We start from the raw sequence: 16,230 nt of genomic DNA, 5'->3' as shown, positions 1-16,230 counted from the left end.
TGAAACGTCGTTTCCCCGAAGCGTAAGAAAAAACTTCCGTAAGCCCCGCCCTGCAGGGTTTTCCAAGGCTCTGGCCCGCTTGTTTCGAATCGATGGGCAGGGTGAGATGCGCCCTATGCCTGTTGTGCAGGTGAATAACAAGAAGGAGGCGCAATGAACGCCACAGCTCAAGTGCATTTCTCCCGTCGTGGCGTCTTTAGCGCTACATCCTTCACGGGCTCGCAAGGGCCTGGACACTTTTTTGCAGCCGCCCGGCACGTTCGAGGCGGACCCATGCAATCCCGGCAAACGACACGCTGATCCGGTGGTGTCTGGCAGCAGGGGGGCAGCGGTGTACAATGCGCCGCGTTTTACTGTGACCCTTCGCGTACCCACGCACTTTCAAGGTTATCCACCTTGTTCACTCCGCCACGCCACAAGCGTGTCGGGTTCGATTTCGTCACAGATAAAAACAAACAGGTGACGCATGACCGTTGTAAAAACGCTGAAGTCCTGGTGCCTGCGCTGGGGTTTGATCGGCGCTGCTTGAGATCCGATTCGAGCGGCAACGTCTAACGAACATCATCAAACCTTGCGTGAGACCCTTTTCATGAGTGGACAAAACTCGCATTCGGGCGAGCTGAAACGCGGCCTGAAAAATCGCCACATTCAATTGATCGCCCTTGGTGGCGCGATCGGCACCGGCCTGTTCCTCGGCTCGGCCGGGGTGCTGAAATCAGCCGGCCCGTCGATGATCCTCGGCTACGCCATCTGCGGCTTCATCGCTTTCATGATCATGCGCCAGTTGGGCGAAATGATCGTCGAAGAGCCCGTCGCCGGGTCCTTCAGCCACTTCGCCCACAAGTACTGGGGCGGTTTCGCCGGGTTCCTGTCGGGTTGGAACTGCTGGATCCTCTACATCCTGGTGGGCATGTCCGAGCTGACCGCGGTCGGCAAGTACATCCATTACTGGGCCCCGGACATCCCGACCTGGGTGTCGGCGGCGGCATTTTTCATCCTGATCAATGCGATCAACCTGGCCAATGTCAAAGTCTTCGGCGAGGCCGAGTTCTGGTTCGCGATCATCAAGGTCGTGGCGATTGTCGGCATGATTGCCTTGGGCAGCTATTTGCTGGTCAGCGGTCATGGTGGCCCGCAGGCGTCGGTGACCAACCTGTGGTCCCACGGTGGGTTCTTCCCCAACGGCGTGAGCGGCCTGGTGATGGCCATGGCGATCATCATGTTCTCCTTCGGTGGCCTGGAAATGCTCGGTTTCACCGCCGCTGAGGCCGACAAACCAAAAACCGTGATTCCCAAGGCCATCAACCAGGTGATCTACCGTATTCTGATTTTCTACATCGGCGCGCTCGTGGTGCTGTTGTCCCTGACGCCTTGGGACAGCCTGCTGGCCACCCTTAACGCTTCCGGCGATGCCTATAGCGGCAGCCCGTTCGTGCAGGTGTTCTCGATGCTGGGTAGCAACACCGCTGCGCATATCCTCAACTTCGTGGTGCTGACCGCCGCGCTGTCGGTGTACAACAGCGGCACCTACTGCAACAGCCGCATGTTGCTGGGCATGGCCGAGCAGGGCGATGCGCCCAAGGCCTTGTCCAGGATCGACAAGCGCGGCGTGCCGGTACGTTCGATCCTCGCGTCGGCGGCGGTCACGCTGGTGGCGGTGCTGTTGAACTACCTGATCCCGCAGCATGCGTTGGAGTTGCTGATGTCACTGGTGGTCGCGACCCTGGTGATCAACTGGGCGATGATCAGCTACTCGCACTTCAAATTCCGCCAGCACATGAACCAGACTCGCCAGACGCCGTTGTTCAAGGCGCTGTGGTATCCGTACGGCAACTACATCTGCCTGGCGTTCGTGGTGTTCATCCTGGGCGTGATGTTGCTGATCCCCGGCATCCAGATCTCGGTGTATGCGATTCCGGTGTGGGTGGTGTTCATGTGGGTGTGCTACGTGATCAAGAACAAGCGCAGTGCCCGCCAGGAATTGGCTGTGGCGGCTGCCAAGTAAGCACGAAACCTTGTGGGAGCGAGCTTGCTCGCGATGGTGGTGGGTCAGCAATATCAAGGGTGACTGACGCATTGCAATCGCGAGCAAGCTCGCTCCCACAGGGTTAGGCGTTGTCGGGGGGATTCGGGGTATTCTGTGGGTCCTGATTGCGGACCCTTTTCCCATGCTGGCGATTTCCAACACCGTGTACATCCCGGATGCCGAGATCGAGCTGACGGCTATCCGCGCCCAGGGGGCCGGGGGGCAGAACGTCAACAAGGTCTCCAGCGCCGTGCATTTGCGCTTCGACATTCCGGCCTCGTCGCTGCCCGAGTTCTACAAGGAGCGGCTGCTGGCCCTGCGCGACAGTCGCATTACCAGCGACGGTGTGCTGATCATCAAGGCCCAACAGTACCGCACCCAGGAACAGAACCGTGCCGACGCGCTGGAGCGCTTGTCCGAACTGATCCTCAGCGCCACCAAGGTCGAAAAGAAGCGCCGCCCGACCAAGCCGACCCTGGGTTCGAAAAAGCGTCGCCTGGAATCCAAGACCAAGCGCGGCTCGATCAAGGCCGGGCGCGGCAAGGTGGATTTCTAGTCCTTCTCCCGCGCTTCACGGTACCGGGGCGCCTGCCGGTACAGGTAGACACTCAGTGCCAACCCGCCCAGGGCTGCCAGGGCGGCGAACAGGAAGATCGAGGCAAAGCCGAAGCCGGCGGCAATGGCACCGGCCAGTGGCCCGGTGATCCCCAACGACAAATCGATGAACAGCGAATAGGCGCCCACCGCCGCCCCACGACTGGAGGCCGGCACCAGGTTGACCGCTTCCACGCCCAGCGCCGGAAACACCAGGGAAAAGCCGAAACCGCTCAACGCCGCGCCCGCCAGGGCCCAGTGGGCATCCGGTGCGAGCCACAACAGCAACAGGCCAAGGGTTTCCACCGACAGGCAGGCAATCGCTACGCGAAAGCCGCCCAGACGGTTGATCAGGTTGCCGAACAGCAGGCGCGCGCCGATGAAGCTGGCGCCGAACAGGCTCAGGCACAGCACGGCGTTGTCCCAGTGCTGCGTGGCGTAGTACAGGGTGATGAAGGTCGCGATCGTGCCAAACCCGATGGAGCCCAGGGCCAGGCCGCAGCCGTGTGGCAGTACACGTCCCAACACATGCATGAATGGCAGGCGTTCGCCAGCGACGATGGGCGCCGCGGTTTTACGCCAGGCCAATGCCAGCCCCAGCAACCCCAGCAAGATGATGCTGACGCCCATGCTCCACAGCCCCAACGCGTTGACCAGCCATACCCCCAGCGGCGCACCGATCGCCAGCGCGCCGTAACTGGCGATACCGTTCCAGGAAATCACCTTGGCGGTATTCGCTGCACCGACCCGGCCAATGCCCCAGCCAATCGAACCCGAACCCACCAGGCTTTCGGCGCTGCCCAGCACCAGGCGACCGATCAACAGGCTGATCAGGCTGAGTGTCGGCAGGTGGGGCGTCCAGGCCGACACGAGCATGAACACACCGCTCAGCCCACAGCCGGCGAGGCCGAACATCACCGCGCGCTTGCTCCCCAGGTTGTCGATGATTCGCCCTGCGTAAGGGCGACTGAGCAGGGTGGCCAGGTACTGCACGCTGATCACCAGCCCGGCGATCACCGCGCCGAAACCCAGTTCGCCATGGACGAAACCGGGCAGCACGGCCAGGGGAATGCCGATATTCAGGTAGCCGATGAAGGTGAACAGGACGATGGAAACGACTTGCAGCGTGACCGCCAGGGGGCGCTGGGAATCTGACATGGGATAAGAGGTCCACGGAGCAGCGGGATAGATAGGCTGCTTATGATAACGGCGAGCGCGGCGTCCCGGCGTGGAAAAGTAAAACTATTTGCCCAATGGTGGTTCAGCGGTCGTGCTGTCCGCTGACCAGGCGCGTGGTGACCAGCGCGGCGATGGCGTTTTCTTCGCTGCCGAAACGGGCCAGCAGGGCCGCTTGTTTCTCGGCGGGAAGGCGGGTCCAGATCTCGACCATTCTCTCGGCGGTGCCGATCAGGACGCTGGCCTGGGTTTCGCTGAAGGGAGGGGTGTCATCGGTCATGGGGCGCTCGGGTTCAGGCAGTGTGGAAAGCGCATCTTAGCGCTTTCCACACGGTCTGGTGGTGCGGGTCAATCAGTCTTCGCTGTCGGCCTGGCGGCGTTCAGTGGCTTCCTTGGGCTCGGGTTGCTGGGCATCAGGTTGCCCCCCGGCTTGTAGCGTGGTCGTCTGCTCAGTGTCGTGCAGGCTTGGGAAGGGGAGATTAGGGATCTCGTGCATATCGCGCTCCTCGCAAAGTCTGTGGATAGATCTGGTAGATCCGCGCTTTTACAAAGCGTGGGCAGGATACCCCAGGAGAAATGACAAAAAGACTTTTAAATCCTGGTGTGCCGATAAAAGGGGTTGTCTGGACAAGTCATGACCAATCTCGCTTTACGGTGGCTTGGGCGAGTTTTCCTGGTGGCCGACACCAGGGAGTTACCGGTAGTCGGCGAGGCTCAAGAGTGCGCCCGCAGGGCCGATGGTGTGTGTATATGCCGCTGCATTCGGTCGTGACACCGGACATGGAGGTCGGGGCATGTCGCTCCGTGAGTTCGGCTCTTTTACTTCCATGAGATTCCCACCATGTTTCTACGAAAATCCTTAAGAGCCCAGATCCTTGCTCTGCTCAGCGGCAGTTTGCTGGCGATGCTGCTGATCGCCCTGGCGTCCTTTCATTTCCTGTCCGAGGGTGTCCAGAATTATCGCCACCTGATTGATGGCCCGTTGCGCGCCTCGCAGTTGATCGACGAGGCCAACCTGCAATTCAAGGTGCAGGTCCAGGAGTGGAAAAACGTCCTGTTGCGCGGCAAGCAGCCAGCGGACCTGGACAAGTACTGGAAGCAATTCGAAGAGCGCCAGCACGATGTCCAGGGCATTCTGGGTGAGTTGATCGGGCACAAGGACCTCCCAGCCCAAATCAAGGCACGCATTGAGCGCCTGAGGGACGAACACCGTCAGTTGGGTTCGGCATACCAGAAGGGCCGGGACGCGTTTGTGGCGGCCGGTGCTGACGCGGCGGCCGGTGATGCGGCGGTCAAGGGCGTCGACCGTGCTGCCAGCGAGCAGATGAGTGCATTGGTGGCTGAGTTGCACCAGATGGGCAGCGAGCAATCGGTGTCGATCAGTGCCGGGGCGGATCGCACGATTATGTTGGGCACCGTAGTGATGCTGGTTTCGGGCCTGCTGATCGGGTTGTTCAGCCTGTGGCTGGTCAACCGCAATCTGGTGCAGCCCATCCGCAACCTGATCGAATACGTGACCCAATTGAGTCGCGGCCGTTTCGCCGAGCGGGTCGTCAGCAATCGCCAGGACGAACTGGGCGATCTCGCCCTGGCGGCCAATACCTTGCGCGATTTCCTCGCCGAAACCTTCACGCGCCTGCAACGCAGTGCCACGGAGTTGGACAGTGCCAGCGGTGAGCTCAATGCCATCGCCAGCCTGATGAGCCAAGGTACCAGCGAACAATTCGAACGCACCGATCAGGTGGCAACGGCCATGAACGAGATGTCCGCCACCGCCCAGGAAGTTGCCCGCCATGCCGCCGATGCGGCGCGGGCTGCCGATGATGCCGATCATTCGGCGCAGCAGGGCGAGAAAGTGATGCAGGGCACTATCCACACCATCACCCAGATGCGTGGCGAAATCGTCAACACGGCCACGGTGATCCGTCGTCTGGAAACCGACAGCGGGCGCATCGGTAAAGTGCTTGAAGTGATTCGCGGGATCGCCGAGCAGACTAACCTGCTGGCACTCAACGCAGCCATCGAAGCGGCACGGGCGGGTGAGGCCGGTCGCGGTTTCGCGGTGGTCGCCGATGAGGTTCGCAACCTGGCCCAGCGCACGGCATCATCGATCATCGAAATCAACCAGATCATCCAGACCGTGCAGACTGGTGCAGTGGACGCCGCCCAGGCCATCGAAAGCGGGCAGTCGCGCAGTGAAGAAAGTGTCGAGCAGGTGACCCAGGCCGGCGCCATGCTGGAACGCATCACCCAGGCGGTGGAAGCGATTCGCGACATGAACCGCCAGATCGCCACCGCCGCGGAGGAGCAGACCTCCGTGGCCGAAGACATCTCGCGCAACCTCACTGAAATCACCTGCATCGCCAGCACCAATCTCGACAATGTGCAGCGCACCGAAGCGGCCAGTCGGGATTTGCATGGGTTGTCCGGGCAGTTGAATGAAGTGACGGCGCGGTTGAGTGCTTGACGGCTTGTGGTGAGGGAGCAAGCTCCCTCACCACAGAAGCTTATGTGAACCCGAGGTGGAACGATTTCAATAATCGCGTCGCTTGCGAAACGCCCATCGACCTGCAATCACGGTAAAGGTCGCCACCAGCGCCACCAGGATCCAGAAGCCCTCGGGATCACCGGCCAGCGGTACGCCGCCGACGTTCATGCCGAAGAAGCCGGCAATGATGTTGATGGGCAGCGCCAGGACCGTGACCACGGTCAGGGTGAACAGCGTACGGTTGCTTTGTTCGTTGAGGTTGGCAGCGATCTCTTCCTGCAGCAGCTTGATCCGCTCGCCCAGGGCGGTGAGGTCGTTGATGATCAGGGCAAACTCCTCGGTGGACTTGCGCAGCTCCTTGACGTCCTCCTTCTGCAACCATTGCGGTGGGCGGTTGAGCAAGCGCAGCAACGAGCCTGGCTCCAGGGCCAGCAGGCGTTGCAGGCGCACCAGCACGCGACGTTGGGCGCCCAACTCGGAGCGGTTGGTGGACAGTCGCGAAGAGAGCAATTGGTCTTCGATCTGGTCGACGCTGAGGCTGGTCTTGCGCACGATCTGAGTCAGCACTTCGCCTTGGTCGCGTAGCAGATGCACGAGCAGTTCCAGCGGTGAGCGAAAGCACTCGCCGGCCTTGACCGATGAGCGCAGCTTGTCGACCGAATGCAAAGGTTGCAGGCGCGCGCTGATGATCAACCGACTGTGCACGCAAACCCACAACGTGGAGACATCCGAAGACACCAGGTTGCTGAGGTTGAACACCACATCGTTGACCACGGCCAGCAATGCCGAGTCGACATGTTCGATCCGGGTCGAGCGTGAACCTTCGTGCAAGGCCTCGAAAAATTCCTCGGGCAGGGCCAGGTGACTTTTCATCCAGCGTTCGCACGCTGCGTGAGCCAGGTTCAGGTGCAGCCAGAGAAACTCATCCGGGTCTTGCGGTTGTTGCAGGCTTCGCAGGGCCTGGGCCGAATCGATCTCCCGGCCACGCTCGCCGGGGCGGAAACGAAAGCCGTAGAGCAGGCCGAACAGGTCAGGATCGCGATGGCTTTGGTCGATGCTGTGGTTCATGAGGGCTCGCTGCGGGGAGTGCCTGTCGCGGCGACAACAGGTTCACTTGAGCGGCATCATTGCAAGCTTTCTTGAAGGTTTTGTGACAGTTGCGCGGTGTCGTCAGATCGGTGGCGGTTTATACACGGCGTACGCAAAAAAGCCGCGCAACTTGAAAGTTGCGCGGCTTCTTTAATCGATGGATCAAGTGTCTTGCTTGTTGGTCAGGACTTTGCCCGTTGTGGCATCGAAGTCCACGTCAAACTCTTTGCCGTCGGCAGTTTTCAGTTCCACTTCATACTCATAACCGTTGAAGTGGTTATCCAAGTCGGTGTCGGTGATGGTGGCGCCTGGGTGCAACTTCAGGGCATCTTCGTTCATCGATTCCAGGGATTTGATCTTGCCTTCCTTGACCAGTTGCGGAACTTGGTCGATTCGAACGTCAGCCTGGGCCAGGCCAGCGGTGAGGGTCAGGGCGGCAGCGGTGAACAGGGCAGTCAAAGTTTTCATATGTCTTTCCTTGGTGTCGTTAAAGGGTGAGTCGTTTAAGTGGGTTCAGATTATCTCTGGCAACTTAATTCACCCTTAATTCGAAAAAACTTGAAGCACGTTTCCTGGAAGCGTCTTTCGACTCAGTAGCCGTTCTTCTCCAACAGCTGCGTCACACTGCCTGTTTCGGGACGCTTGAAATACTTGAGCAATTCACTGGCCCGATTGGTGAAAATGCCATCGACGCCAGCGTCCATCACTTTCTTGAAGTCCACCGGCTCATCCACGGTGTAGACATGCACCAGCAAACCCTGGGCATGGGTGTACTGGTTCATCCACGGCTTCACGAGATCCGAGTAACTCTGGCTGCCGCCATGGGTCAAGGCTGCGGACGGACCGGTGCCCACTGCGCCCTGGGCCTTGGCGTACTGGACCCATTTCTCGAATTCCGCCCTGTCCTTGGGTTCCTGCCTGGCATAGTAGGCCGCCTTGTCCGTTTCACCGGATTCGGCAAACGGCACCTTGGACTTGGGCTCGATGTTGCCCTCGCCGACCCACAGCAAGAGGATCTTCGGCACCTTCGGCATCTCTTTGTGCAACAGTTCCAGGCTGCTCTTCTCGAAGGTCTGCAAGACCACCTTGCCCTTGCCTTGACCGACCCCGGTGGCGCTTTTTGCGAGTTTGGAGCCGGAGGGGCTCAACCAGCCACGGTCCTGCAATTTGTCCTTGAGGTCACGTTCGATGCCGGGAAACAGCTTCGGCTCCTTGGTTTCGATGTACAGCCCCGGTTTGTGCCGTGGGTTGCCCTCGGCAATGTCGATCACTTCATCGAGGGTGAGGATTTTCAGGCCAGCGAACGAAGGGCGGGCGCGGTCCGGGTAGGCGGTGTTGAACCAGCTGCCGGCATCGAGGGTTTTGAGTTCCGCCATGGTGAACTCGTTGGCGGTGCTGTCCTTGCGGTCGGGAAACTTGGTGGCGACATCCGTGGTGCGCAGCAGGCTGTCGTCATGCAGGACGAACAACACTCCGTCCTTGCTGCGTTGCAGGTCCAGTTCCAGATAATCGGCGCCCAGGTCGCGGGCCAGCTTGTAGGCGGCGGCGGTGGATTCCGGCGCGTCGAACGAGGCACCTCGGTGGGCAATGACCGCCGGATGCGGAATGCCTTGAAGGGTTGCCAGGGCCTTGGGGCTCGGGGCTTCGGAGGCTTGTGTCTGACCAAAGCCGAGCAACAGGCTCAGCACCAAGGCGCTGCGGGTGAAGGTGACAGGCATGCTCGAGATCCTTTCGCAGGAGGCAAAAACCTATCTTTTAACAATTGAACGCGGTTGGCGCTATCGCTACACCGACATAAACCTGTGTAAAGCAGATTTTTCCCACGCATTTCCAGGTCGCTTTGCAGTACCCTTGGCCGCACCAGTTTCCCCGGCAGAGGGAAACCTTAACTCCAGCATTCGCTTGCCCTGCGTGTAAACCATCGATCAGACGTCCCGAGGGACGCATCCATGAGGTTTACCATGCGCACCACTTCGACATTCATCTGCCAGGCCGCCGACCAGCTCAAGGGTTTTGTCGGCCTGAACCGCAAGACCGGCCAGTACATCGTGCGATTCAGCGAAGACGCCTTCGGCATGGACGTGGCCGACGACGGCATCATCCCCACCAGCGAGTTTGTCTGGGCTGCGGTGGCAGACGGCACCATGGCCCTCAAGCGCGAGCGAATCCAGCTGCTGCTGGACCAGAACATCGACGACCGCATCAACCTCACCGAACCGTTGCGGGTGTACATGGCCCGCAGCGATCTGCCGGAAATCGTGGCGGTGCGGCAGTTGGTGGAAGGCTGAGCCTCGATCTTGAACTGAACAGAAACCCTGTGGGAGCGAGCTTGCTCGCGATAGCGGTGGACCAGCCAACATCACTGTGACTGGCATGCCGCCATCGCGGGCAAGCTCGCTCCCACAAGGGGTTGTGTCATCCGGGCTGCTCCCGGGCCAGGGCCAGCATGCGCTCGGCGGCTTCGGCGTAGCCCCGGTCCCCCTCGGTACGCAGGGAGGTGAAAATCACGGCGTAATAGTGGGCGCTCATGACATTTTCCTCGCGCAGGCTTCGACAAACGCGCGGACCAGTGGCGGCACCCGGCCTTCCAACGCAGCTCGTTCAGGCTGGAACAGCGTGGCGACAAAGAACGGATGGCCCTGCAGCTCCACCGCTCGCAGGCCGCCGGCCGAATCCCGGGCGACGGCGTGCAGGCTCTGGCTCAGCAAGTCTTTTTCAAAATCCGGATTGACCCCGAAGCGGCAATGGTAACCCTCGAACGCCGTCTGTAGGCCATAGGCCTTGGCGATCAATGAGCCCGCCTCGAGCTGAAGGCTGTCGATGGTTTCCACCAAGGCACAGCTCAGCGGCGTCAACAACGCCCGTTCAGCCTCGGGAGAGGTTTCACCATGGACGGCGTCGACCCAGCCCATCACGTGGCGGGCATATTCCAGCACGGCATGCTGAAAACCACCGCAGGTACCCAGGAACGGACGACGCTGTTCGCGGGCAAAACGAATGGCTTGCAAGGCGCCGGCTTCGTTTTGGTAGGGGCTGCCGGGCACGCACCAGACACCGTCGAAACCCTCCAGCACAGCGTTGTCGGTAATGAGCGGCGTTGCCAGCCATTGCAGGCGAATGGCATGGCCGGTTTGTTTGCCTGCCAGCTCAAGTGCGAGGGGGATCGCCCGGTGAGCGGTGATGCGTGGGTCGTGGTCGCCGACCAGGGCGATGTTTAACGGATGCTGTTTTTCCATGGGAGGCTCGCCGCTTGTTGATTTCTGGTGGCCACTATAGATTGGCGTTCACGCAATCAATATTGGCGTTTATCCAAGTGAACAATGCAGCAACGCACTATCGTCTGGACTATCCCGATCTGTCCCTGATCCTGGCGCTAGTCCGTGGCGGCTCGCTGGCCCGGGCCGCTCGGCTGCTGCAGGTGGACGTGTCCACGGTGTTTCGTTCGGTACGTCGGCTGGAGGCAGCCCTGGGTCAGCCCTTGTTCGAGAAAAGTCGTTCCGGGTACTTGCCCACGAGCCTGGCCCAGGCATTGGCCGAACAAGCCGAGCGCGCCGAGCAGGCTTTGGAGGCGGCGCGGGTGGGGGTGGAGCAGGGCGGCGAGGTCATCAGCGGGACGGTGCGCCTGACGTGCAGTGATTCAGTCCTGCAAGCGTTGTTGCTGCCGGCGCTGGCGCGTTTCATGCCTGCTTATCCGGCGTTGAGCCTCGAGTTGAGCACCTCGAATGACTTCGCCAACCTCAGCCGCCGCGATGCCGACATTGCGTTGCGACTGACCCGTACGCCGCCGGAGCACTTGGTTGGTCGCAACCTCGGCAATGTGACGTTCCGGGTATGTGTCGGTGCCACGTACCTGCGCCCGGCGAATGTGGATGACCTGGCCGGCATGACCTGGATCGCGCCGGACGATTTTCTCCCTGATCACCCCACCGTGGCCTGGCGTCGTCAGCATTTACCCGGCGTAGTGCCCGCCTATCGTTGCAACAGCATGCTTTCGGTCACCGAACTGGTGCGGGCGGGTTTGGGGGTGGCGGCGCTGCCGGACTTTCTGATCGACGAAAGCCAGGGCCTGATGCCACTCGGTGAACCGTTGCAGGGCTATGACACGGCTCTGTGGCTCCTGACCCGTCCGGACTGCCGGGCCCTGCGTTCGGTGGTGACCTTGTTCGATGAGTTGGGGCGCAATCTGCGGTGGCGCTGACTTTTAACGTGCAGGCTGTGCATGACCCAATGGATGATGATCCCCCAACGGTTATAGTGCCTTGAGCACCAGCCCCTGGCAGAGAACATCACGATGACGAAGTCTTCCCAAACCACGCCCTCCGCACCTGTTGACCACTTGCGTTTTCATCGTCCTCACGCTCATCTGGCGCCGACTTTTGGCAATGATCGCTTTGCGCTGAGGGCGGAGGCGTTCGCGCGTTTTTTCGGGACGCCGATGTTCCTCGGTGCGCAGACTTTGATCGTGCTGCTATGGGTCAGCCTGAACCTGATGGGGGTCTTTCACTTTGATGCTTACCCGTTCATCTTGCTGAACCTGGCGTTCAGCCTGCAGTCGGCCTATGCCGCCCCGCTGATTTTGCTGGCGCAAACCCGGCAGGCCGCTCGGGACAAGGCCCAGGCGGAAGCCGATGCGCAACATCGCGAAGCCTTGGCCGTCGCCAACAGCGAGCGCCAGGCCCAGGCCGCGCAGAACACGGCGCAGTTGCTCCAATTGTTGGAGCAGAACACCCGCTTGACGGAAATGACCAAGGCGTTGACCGAGCGAATCGACAGCTTGACCACCGAAATGCACCAGAAGGTTGTGCACAACCCATCGCTGCAATAGCCCCCCATCCAGCGGGATGCGCCAGCCAATCAGGCCTGGTAACGACTCAGGAACATGTCGAGGGCCGATTCGATCACCCGGGCCTGCTCCTCCTGGGTCAGGCTCGGTTGCCCCATCGAAACCTGCGGCCAGAAGGCGAACGTCTTGAGTAGCCCATGCATTTGCTGGGCGGCAAATGCCGGCTCCACGGGCTTCAACCGAGCATCGGCCTGGGCCTGGCGAATCCAGGCCGTCAGGCCTTCTTCACGCTGGCCCATGCGCGACACCATGTCCTGGGCCCGCTCCGGGGAGTGAATCGTTGCGGCGATGGCGATGCGCGCCAGATCGAGGAAATTCTCGTCCGCCAGCAGGTGCAGTTTGGCTTGCAGCAACGTTTGAAGCTGCTCCCGTAGCGGCGTTTGCGAGCTGTAGGGCATGTCCTGTTCTGCGGTAATGCTGTTCCATAACCGATTCAGAATTTCGGCAAACAGTTCTTCCTTGCTCGGGAAATGGTTATACACCGTGCGCTTCGATACGCCGGCAGTCGCCGCGATCTTGTCCATGCTGGTGATCTCGAAACCGCTGCTACGAAATTCAGCAATCGCGGCCTGGAGGATGGCTTCGCGTTTTCGCTCGGTAAGGCGCTGCGGTACGGTCATGGGCATTCGTCGGTTGAGAGGAGAGAAATTACACTCGGCAGTTTACTTGCTTCCGGCATTCATGCAATCTAGAAACTACACCGAATGGTGTAGTTTCTGTGTCGAACGGCTGAGCGTGCATGCAACGGCCATCCAGCGTCCCACAACGGCGAAGCGCAATTGCGACGACGTCCTTGGAGTTATCGCACCATGACCATTCCCTCTTTTCCGACCGATAGCCCGGCTGCCCAACATTTATCCCGGCACGAACAGGGCAAGTATCGCAATCACGCCTTCACTCCGCGGCAAGGGTTCGGCACGACCCTGCGCATCATCTGGAACATGACCTTCCACAAGCCGCGCGCTACCCGGCCCGCGGGCGCCATAGAGGTTCAACCGCTGACGCGCGCCGCGTTGCTGGCCGCGCCCAATCACAGCGTCTTCCGTCTCGGCCACTCCACCGTGTTGCTCAAGCTGCGGGACAAGTTCTGGCTGACCGACCCGGTGTTCTCCGAACGTGCTTCACCGGTGCAATGGGTCGGCCCCAAGCGTTTCCATCAGCCGCCCATCAGCCTGGAAGAGTTGCCGCCGATTGAAGCGGTGATCCTTTCCCACGATCATTACGACCACCTCGATCATCAGGCCATCCTCAAGCTTGCGGCCAAGACTCGCCACTTCCTGGCCCCCCTTGGCGTGGGCGATACCCTGATCAAATGGGGTGTCGATGCCAGCAAGGTGCGTCAGTTGGACTGGTGGCAAGGCACCGAGGTGGACGGCATCGAGTTCATCGCCACGCCCTCCCAGCATTTTTCCGGTCGCGGTCTGTTCGACAGCAACAGCACCTTATGGGCCTCGTGGGTGATGATCGATGGCGCCACGCGGATTTTCTTCAGCGGCGACACCGGCTACTTCGAGGGTTTCAAACGCATCGGCGAACAATACGGCCCCTTCGACCTGACGCTGATGGAAACCGGCGCCTATAACGTCGATTGGCCCCATGTCCACATGCAGCCGGAGCAGACCCTGCAGGCTCATATCGACCTGAAGGGCCGCTGGCTGCTGCCGATCCACAACGGAACGTTCGACCTGGCGATGCATGCCTGGTATGAACCCTTCGATCGCATCCTGGCCTTGGCCTGGGAGCGCAACGTGTGCATCACCACTCCGCAAATGGGCGAAGCATTCACCCTGGCGCAGCCTCAACGTGGCCGCGCCTGGTGGCTGGACGTAGAAACCTCGGCGTACCCGGACCGGGCCGGTATTGCCTAGCACCTGCGCAGTGGGTGTTATTCGATCATCGCGTAATCGGAGCGCCCCATCGGGTCTGGCGTCGCGCCTTTGATGTTCATGCCGCGCCCCGGTGCGAAGCCGGGGAAGAACACCAGGCCCTCGGCCTCCAGGCGAAACGCGAGGGCCAAGCGGGTGACATCGAGCAACTCGCCACCGGCCTCGAAGCGGCGGATGGCCTGGACCGAAACGCCGGATTGCCGGGACAGCTCCTCGACACTCCAGCCCAGCATGGCTCGGGCCTGCGCACTGTGAGCAGGGGTGAATTGATAGACAGCGATGCGTTCCAGGGTGGTTTTGATTGCGAGAGAGGCCATGGGGTGCTCCAAAGCTGTGGGATTCAAAAAAATACTGTGTTTTTGTACAGTTGTTTTGAATCCTGATCAATCTCATTTTTTGATCAATGACCGGTGGTCTTCTCCAGCCAGGCGCTCGGTGCGTGACCCAGTACCCGACGGAACATGGTGGAAAACGCAGCGGGGCTGTCGTAGCCCAGATCCAGGGCTATGCGCGTCACCGAATCCCCTTCGGCCAAACGAGCCAACGCCGCCATGACACACGCCTGCTGCCGCCACTGGCTGAAACTCAGCGCGGTCTGCCGGCTGAACAGGCGATTGAATGAGCGCAAGCTGATATGCAGTTGCGCCGCCCATTGCACGGGCGAGGCATGGGTGTCGGGGTGTTTCAGGAACGCCTGGCACAGGCCGAGCAGGCGCGGGTCCTGGGGCAGTGGAAGGTGCAGCGGCAGATGGGCGCTGCGCAGCAGTTCGTGCAGCAGCAGATCGATCAGCGCGCCATCGCGTCCAGCCTCGTCGTAGTCCGGCGCAAGCTCCACGGCCTCCATCAGCAACTGGCGCATCAAGGGCGACACGCTGATGACCTGGCACCACGTGCCCATGGCCGTTACCGCCGCCGGTTCGATGTACAGGCTGCGGGTGCTCACGCCCAGCATCAGTACTTCATGGTCGACCCCCGGTGGAATCCAGACTGCTCGTTGCGGCGGCACCACCCAATTGCCATCTGCCGTACTGACCTGCATCACCCCGGTGGCACCGTAGAGCAACTGTGCCCGGCGATGACGGTGCAACGGCAGCAAATGCCCGGGGGGGTAATCGGTACCAATGGCGACGACCGCTCTGGGTGTCGCATCCAACAAATCGATCGAAGTGTTGCGCATCGAAGGGTGACTCGCGATTGGCGTAAACGCGAACATTATTGGCCGGTTTTCTAGAGCGGGCCAACCCTCGTTTACCTATCGTGGACGCCTCCCCATTCCACGGACTTCCCTAAATGTACTATCTATTGCTCGCCTGTTTCGGCTGCTTGAGTGGCGTGACCGCGGTGCTGTTTGGGTTCGGCGGTGGTTTTGTCGTGGTGCCGTTGATCTACCGCCTGCTGATGGCTCGCCACGCAGGTGACGTTATCGGTGAATCGGCGATGCACATCGCCGTGGCCACTTCCACTTGCGTCATGATCGTCAACGCCCTGGTTGCCACTGGAAAACATCACCGCGCCGGTCAGCTGCTTCCTCATTACTTGTGGCCGTTCGGCGGCTTCATCGCCCTGGGCGCGACCCTCGGCGCCACGGCTGCCACCTGGATGAGCGGCGAGATTATCCGCTACGCCTTCATTGTCTACTTGGGCCTGACCATTCTGGACTGCCTGTTGCGCCGAGGTTTTCTGACACGCGCCTGCGATGCTGTCCCACGACCCCTTACGGCAATGGAAACGGCGTTGGGGGGGACCGCTGTCGGAATCATTGCCACGTTCCTGGGGGTTGGCGGAAGTGTCATGACCGTGCCGCTGCTGCGCCGATGTGGTTTGAACATGTCCCAGGCCACGTCCATGGCCAATCCGCTGAGCCTGCCTGTCGCTCTGGCCGGCACCGTGACCTACATGGTCTTGGCCGCTTTCACCGGAACAGACTTGGGGCCGTGGTTCGTCGGTTATGTCGACTTGCTGGCCTTCGCTGTACTCACGCTCGGGGCGCTAGTGGGCATCGGCCTGGCAACGCCGTGGATCGGGCGGATACCGGATCGACTTCATGCTTGGGTCTATATTGGATTGTTAGGTATCGTGATGCTGATTATGTTGACAGAGTAAGGCTTCTGTACGGCGTTGCTCATCT

General features: G+C 60.7%; 19 protein-coding genes and 1 pseudogene. 9 read left to right on the top strand and 11 right to left on the bottom strand.

Going from position 1 to position 16,230, the window contains the following annotated elements:
* Positions 1-589 precede the first annotated feature (589 nt).
* Positions 590-2,005, top strand: a complete 1,416-nt coding sequence (locus tag BM321_RS06325; protein WP_092441921.1) for an amino acid permease — start codon at positions 590-592, stop codon at positions 2,003-2,005.
* A 163-nt stretch (positions 2,006-2,168) separates the two neighbouring features.
* Positions 2,169-2,582 (top strand): alternative ribosome rescue aminoacyl-tRNA hydrolase ArfB, encoded by a 414-nt coding sequence (gene arfB / locus BM321_RS06320; RefSeq protein WP_092441920.1) that lies wholly within the window; start codon positions 2,169-2,171, stop codon positions 2,580-2,582.
* Here the strand turns inward: arfB and BM321_RS06315 are convergent.
* The 3 genes from BM321_RS06315 to BM321_RS30450 form a co-directional block, all read right to left on the bottom strand.
* Positions 2,579-3,778 carry an MFS transporter gene (locus BM321_RS06315; RefSeq protein ID WP_060740977.1) on the bottom strand — a complete coding sequence of 400 codons (1,200 nt, stop codon included), beginning with the start codon at positions 3,776-3,778 and terminating at the stop codon, positions 2,579-2,581. The genes arfB and BM321_RS06315 overlap by 4 nt on opposite strands.
* A 103-nt stretch (positions 3,779-3,881) precedes the next feature.
* Positions 3,882-4,076, bottom strand: coding sequence for a hypothetical protein (locus tag BM321_RS06310; protein WP_092441919.1), 195 nt, complete (start codon positions 4,074-4,076; stop codon positions 3,882-3,884).
* A gap of 72 nt (positions 4,077-4,148) precedes the next feature.
* Positions 4,149-4,292, bottom strand: a complete 144-nt coding sequence (locus tag BM321_RS30450) for a hypothetical protein (protein WP_162893862.1) — start codon at positions 4,290-4,292, stop codon at positions 4,149-4,151.
* Between the two features lie 345 nt (positions 4,293-4,637).
* Between BM321_RS30450 and BM321_RS06305 the strand changes: the two genes are divergently transcribed.
* On the top strand, positions 4,638-6,263 hold the full coding sequence (locus tag BM321_RS06305; protein ID WP_092441918.1) for a methyl-accepting chemotaxis protein: 1,626 nt from the start codon (positions 4,638-4,640) through the stop codon (positions 6,261-6,263).
* Positions 6,264-6,329: 66 nt separating this feature from the next.
* On the opposite strand, the gene BM321_RS06300 is transcribed toward BM321_RS06305, so the two are convergent.
* From BM321_RS06300 to BM321_RS06290, 3 genes are all read right to left on the bottom strand, one after another.
* Positions 6,330-7,352, bottom strand: coding sequence for a transporter (locus BM321_RS06300; protein WP_072408633.1), 1,023 nt, complete (start codon positions 7,350-7,352; stop codon positions 6,330-6,332).
* A gap of 183 nt (positions 7,353-7,535) precedes the next feature.
* Positions 7,536-7,841 (bottom strand): PepSY domain-containing protein, encoded by a 306-nt coding sequence (locus BM321_RS06295; RefSeq protein ID WP_092441917.1) that lies wholly within the window; start codon positions 7,839-7,841, stop codon positions 7,536-7,538.
* 122 nt (positions 7,842-7,963) lie between these two features.
* Entirely contained in the window at positions 7,964-9,091 is a 1,128-nt protein-coding gene (locus BM321_RS06290; protein WP_092441916.1) for a glycerophosphodiester phosphodiesterase, read from the bottom strand.
* Here BM321_RS06290 and BM321_RS29535 point away from each other — a divergent pair.
* Entirely contained in the window at positions 9,090-9,290 is a 201-nt protein-coding gene (locus BM321_RS29535; protein ID WP_139230463.1) for a hypothetical protein, read from the top strand. The genes BM321_RS06290 and BM321_RS29535 overlap by 2 nt on opposite strands.
* A 44-nt stretch (positions 9,291-9,334) precedes the next feature.
* Complete coding sequence (locus BM321_RS06285) at positions 9,335-9,661, top strand: DUF2025 family protein (protein WP_092441915.1); 327 nt, start codon at positions 9,335-9,337, stop codon at positions 9,659-9,661.
* Positions 9,662-9,791: 130 nt separating this feature from the next.
* Here BM321_RS06285 and BM321_RS06280 read toward each other — a convergent pair.
* Both BM321_RS06280 and BM321_RS06275 read right to left on the bottom strand, forming a co-directional pair.
* Positions 9,792-9,902: pseudogene (locus tag BM321_RS06280) on the bottom strand (antibiotic biosynthesis monooxygenase); the annotation flags it as partial.
* On the bottom strand, positions 9,899-10,609 hold the full coding sequence (locus tag BM321_RS06275; protein ID WP_092441914.1) for a CTP synthase C-terminal region-related (seleno)protein: 711 nt from the start codon (positions 10,607-10,609) through the stop codon (positions 9,899-9,901). The gene BM321_RS06275 and the pseudogene BM321_RS06280, both read right to left, overlap by 4 nt.
* A gap of 14 nt (positions 10,610-10,623) precedes the next feature.
* On the opposite strand from BM321_RS06275, the gene BM321_RS06270 reads away from it, so the two are divergent.
* Complete coding sequence (locus BM321_RS06270) at positions 10,624-11,571, top strand: LysR family transcriptional regulator (RefSeq protein ID WP_092441913.1); 948 nt, start codon at positions 10,624-10,626, stop codon at positions 11,569-11,571.
* 93 nt (positions 11,572-11,664) lie between these two features.
* Positions 11,665-12,198 (top strand): DUF1003 domain-containing protein, encoded by a 534-nt coding sequence (locus tag BM321_RS06265; protein ID WP_092252094.1) that lies wholly within the window; start codon positions 11,665-11,667, stop codon positions 12,196-12,198.
* A gap of 29 nt (positions 12,199-12,227) precedes the next feature.
* Here BM321_RS06265 and BM321_RS06260 read toward each other — a convergent pair whose 3' ends face one another.
* Positions 12,228-12,836 (bottom strand): TetR/AcrR family transcriptional regulator, encoded by a 609-nt coding sequence (locus BM321_RS06260; protein WP_092333527.1) that lies wholly within the window; start codon positions 12,834-12,836, stop codon positions 12,228-12,230.
* 189 nt (positions 12,837-13,025) lie between these two features.
* Between BM321_RS06260 and BM321_RS06255 the strand changes: the two genes are divergently transcribed.
* Positions 13,026-14,084 carry an MBL fold metallo-hydrolase gene (locus BM321_RS06255; RefSeq protein WP_092441912.1) on the top strand — a complete coding sequence of 353 codons (1,059 nt, stop codon included), beginning with the start codon at positions 13,026-13,028 and terminating at the stop codon, positions 14,082-14,084.
* Positions 14,085-14,101: 17 nt separating this feature from the next.
* Here BM321_RS06255 and BM321_RS06250 read toward each other — a convergent pair whose 3' ends face one another.
* Together BM321_RS06250 and BM321_RS06245 are read right to left on the bottom strand one after the other, a co-directional pair.
* Positions 14,102-14,419, bottom strand: coding sequence for a helix-turn-helix domain-containing protein (locus BM321_RS06250; RefSeq protein WP_003204826.1), 318 nt, complete (start codon positions 14,417-14,419; stop codon positions 14,102-14,104).
* A gap of 83 nt (positions 14,420-14,502) precedes the next feature.
* Positions 14,503-15,279 (bottom strand): AraC family transcriptional regulator, encoded by a 777-nt coding sequence (locus BM321_RS06245; protein ID WP_092441911.1) that lies wholly within the window; start codon positions 15,277-15,279, stop codon positions 14,503-14,505.
* A 113-nt stretch (positions 15,280-15,392) separates the two neighbouring features.
* On the opposite strand from BM321_RS06245, the gene BM321_RS06240 reads away from it, so the two are divergent.
* Positions 15,393-16,205, top strand: a complete 813-nt coding sequence (locus BM321_RS06240) for a sulfite exporter TauE/SafE family protein (RefSeq protein WP_092441910.1) — start codon at positions 15,393-15,395, stop codon at positions 16,203-16,205.
* Positions 16,206-16,230 lie beyond the last annotated feature (25 nt).

The sequence above is a fragment of the Pseudomonas sp. NFIX10 genome, assembly GCF_900111955.1.
GTDB classification, from domain to species: domain Bacteria; phylum Pseudomonadota; class Gammaproteobacteria; order Pseudomonadales; family Pseudomonadaceae; genus Aquipseudomonas; species Aquipseudomonas fluorescens_AA.
The sequence above is the reverse complement of the archived record's forward strand: the minus strand, read 5'-3'. Positions and strand labels throughout refer to the sequence as shown.

Bases quoted from the DNA above. Each gene is read 5' to 3' on its own strand.
- BM321_RS06325 (WP_092441921.1), top strand. From the start codon at position 590: ATGAGTGGACAAAACTCGCATTCGGGCGAGCTGAAACGCGGCCTGAAA.
- arfB (WP_092441920.1), top strand. From the start codon at position 2,169: ATGCTGGCGATTTCCAACACCGTGTACATCCCGGATGCCGAGATCGAG.
- BM321_RS06315 (WP_060740977.1), bottom strand. From the start codon at position 3,778: ATGTCAGATTCCCAGCGCCCCCTGGCGGTCACGCTGCAAGTCGTTTCC.
- BM321_RS06310 (WP_092441919.1), bottom strand. From the start codon at position 4,076: ATGACCGATGACACCCCTCCCTTCAGCGAAACCCAGGCCAGCGTCCTG.
- BM321_RS30450 (WP_162893862.1), bottom strand. From the start codon at position 4,292: ATGCACGAGATCCCTAATCTCCCCTTCCCAAGCCTGCACGACACTGAG.
- BM321_RS06305 (WP_092441918.1), top strand. From the start codon at position 4,638: ATGTTTCTACGAAAATCCTTAAGAGCCCAGATCCTTGCTCTGCTCAGC.
- BM321_RS06300 (WP_072408633.1), bottom strand. From the start codon at position 7,352: ATGAACCACAGCATCGACCAAAGCCATCGCGATCCTGACCTGTTCGGC.
- BM321_RS06295 (WP_092441917.1), bottom strand. From the start codon at position 7,841: ATGAAAACTTTGACTGCCCTGTTCACCGCTGCCGCCCTGACCCTCACC.
- BM321_RS29535 (WP_139230463.1), top strand. From the start codon at position 9,090: ATGCTCGAGATCCTTTCGCAGGAGGCAAAAACCTATCTTTTAACAATT.
- BM321_RS06290 (WP_092441916.1), bottom strand. From the start codon at position 9,091: ATGCCTGTCACCTTCACCCGCAGCGCCTTGGTGCTGAGCCTGTTGCTC.
- BM321_RS06285 (WP_092441915.1), top strand. From the start codon at position 9,335: ATGCGCACCACTTCGACATTCATCTGCCAGGCCGCCGACCAGCTCAAG.
- BM321_RS06275 (WP_092441914.1), bottom strand. From the start codon at position 10,609: ATGGAAAAACAGCATCCGTTAAACATCGCCCTGGTCGGCGACCACGAC.
- BM321_RS06265 (WP_092252094.1), top strand. From the start codon at position 11,665: ATGACGAAGTCTTCCCAAACCACGCCCTCCGCACCTGTTGACCACTTG.
- BM321_RS06260 (WP_092333527.1), bottom strand. From the start codon at position 12,836: ATGACCGTACCGCAGCGCCTTACCGAGCGAAAACGCGAAGCCATCCTC.
- BM321_RS06255 (WP_092441912.1), top strand. From the start codon at position 13,026: ATGACCATTCCCTCTTTTCCGACCGATAGCCCGGCTGCCCAACATTTA.
- BM321_RS06250 (WP_003204826.1), bottom strand. From the start codon at position 14,419: ATGGCCTCTCTCGCAATCAAAACCACCCTGGAACGCATCGCTGTCTAT.
- BM321_RS06245 (WP_092441911.1), bottom strand. From the start codon at position 15,279: ATGCGCAACACTTCGATCGATTTGTTGGATGCGACACCCAGAGCGGTC.
- BM321_RS06240 (WP_092441910.1), top strand. From the start codon at position 15,393: ATGTACTATCTATTGCTCGCCTGTTTCGGCTGCTTGAGTGGCGTGACC.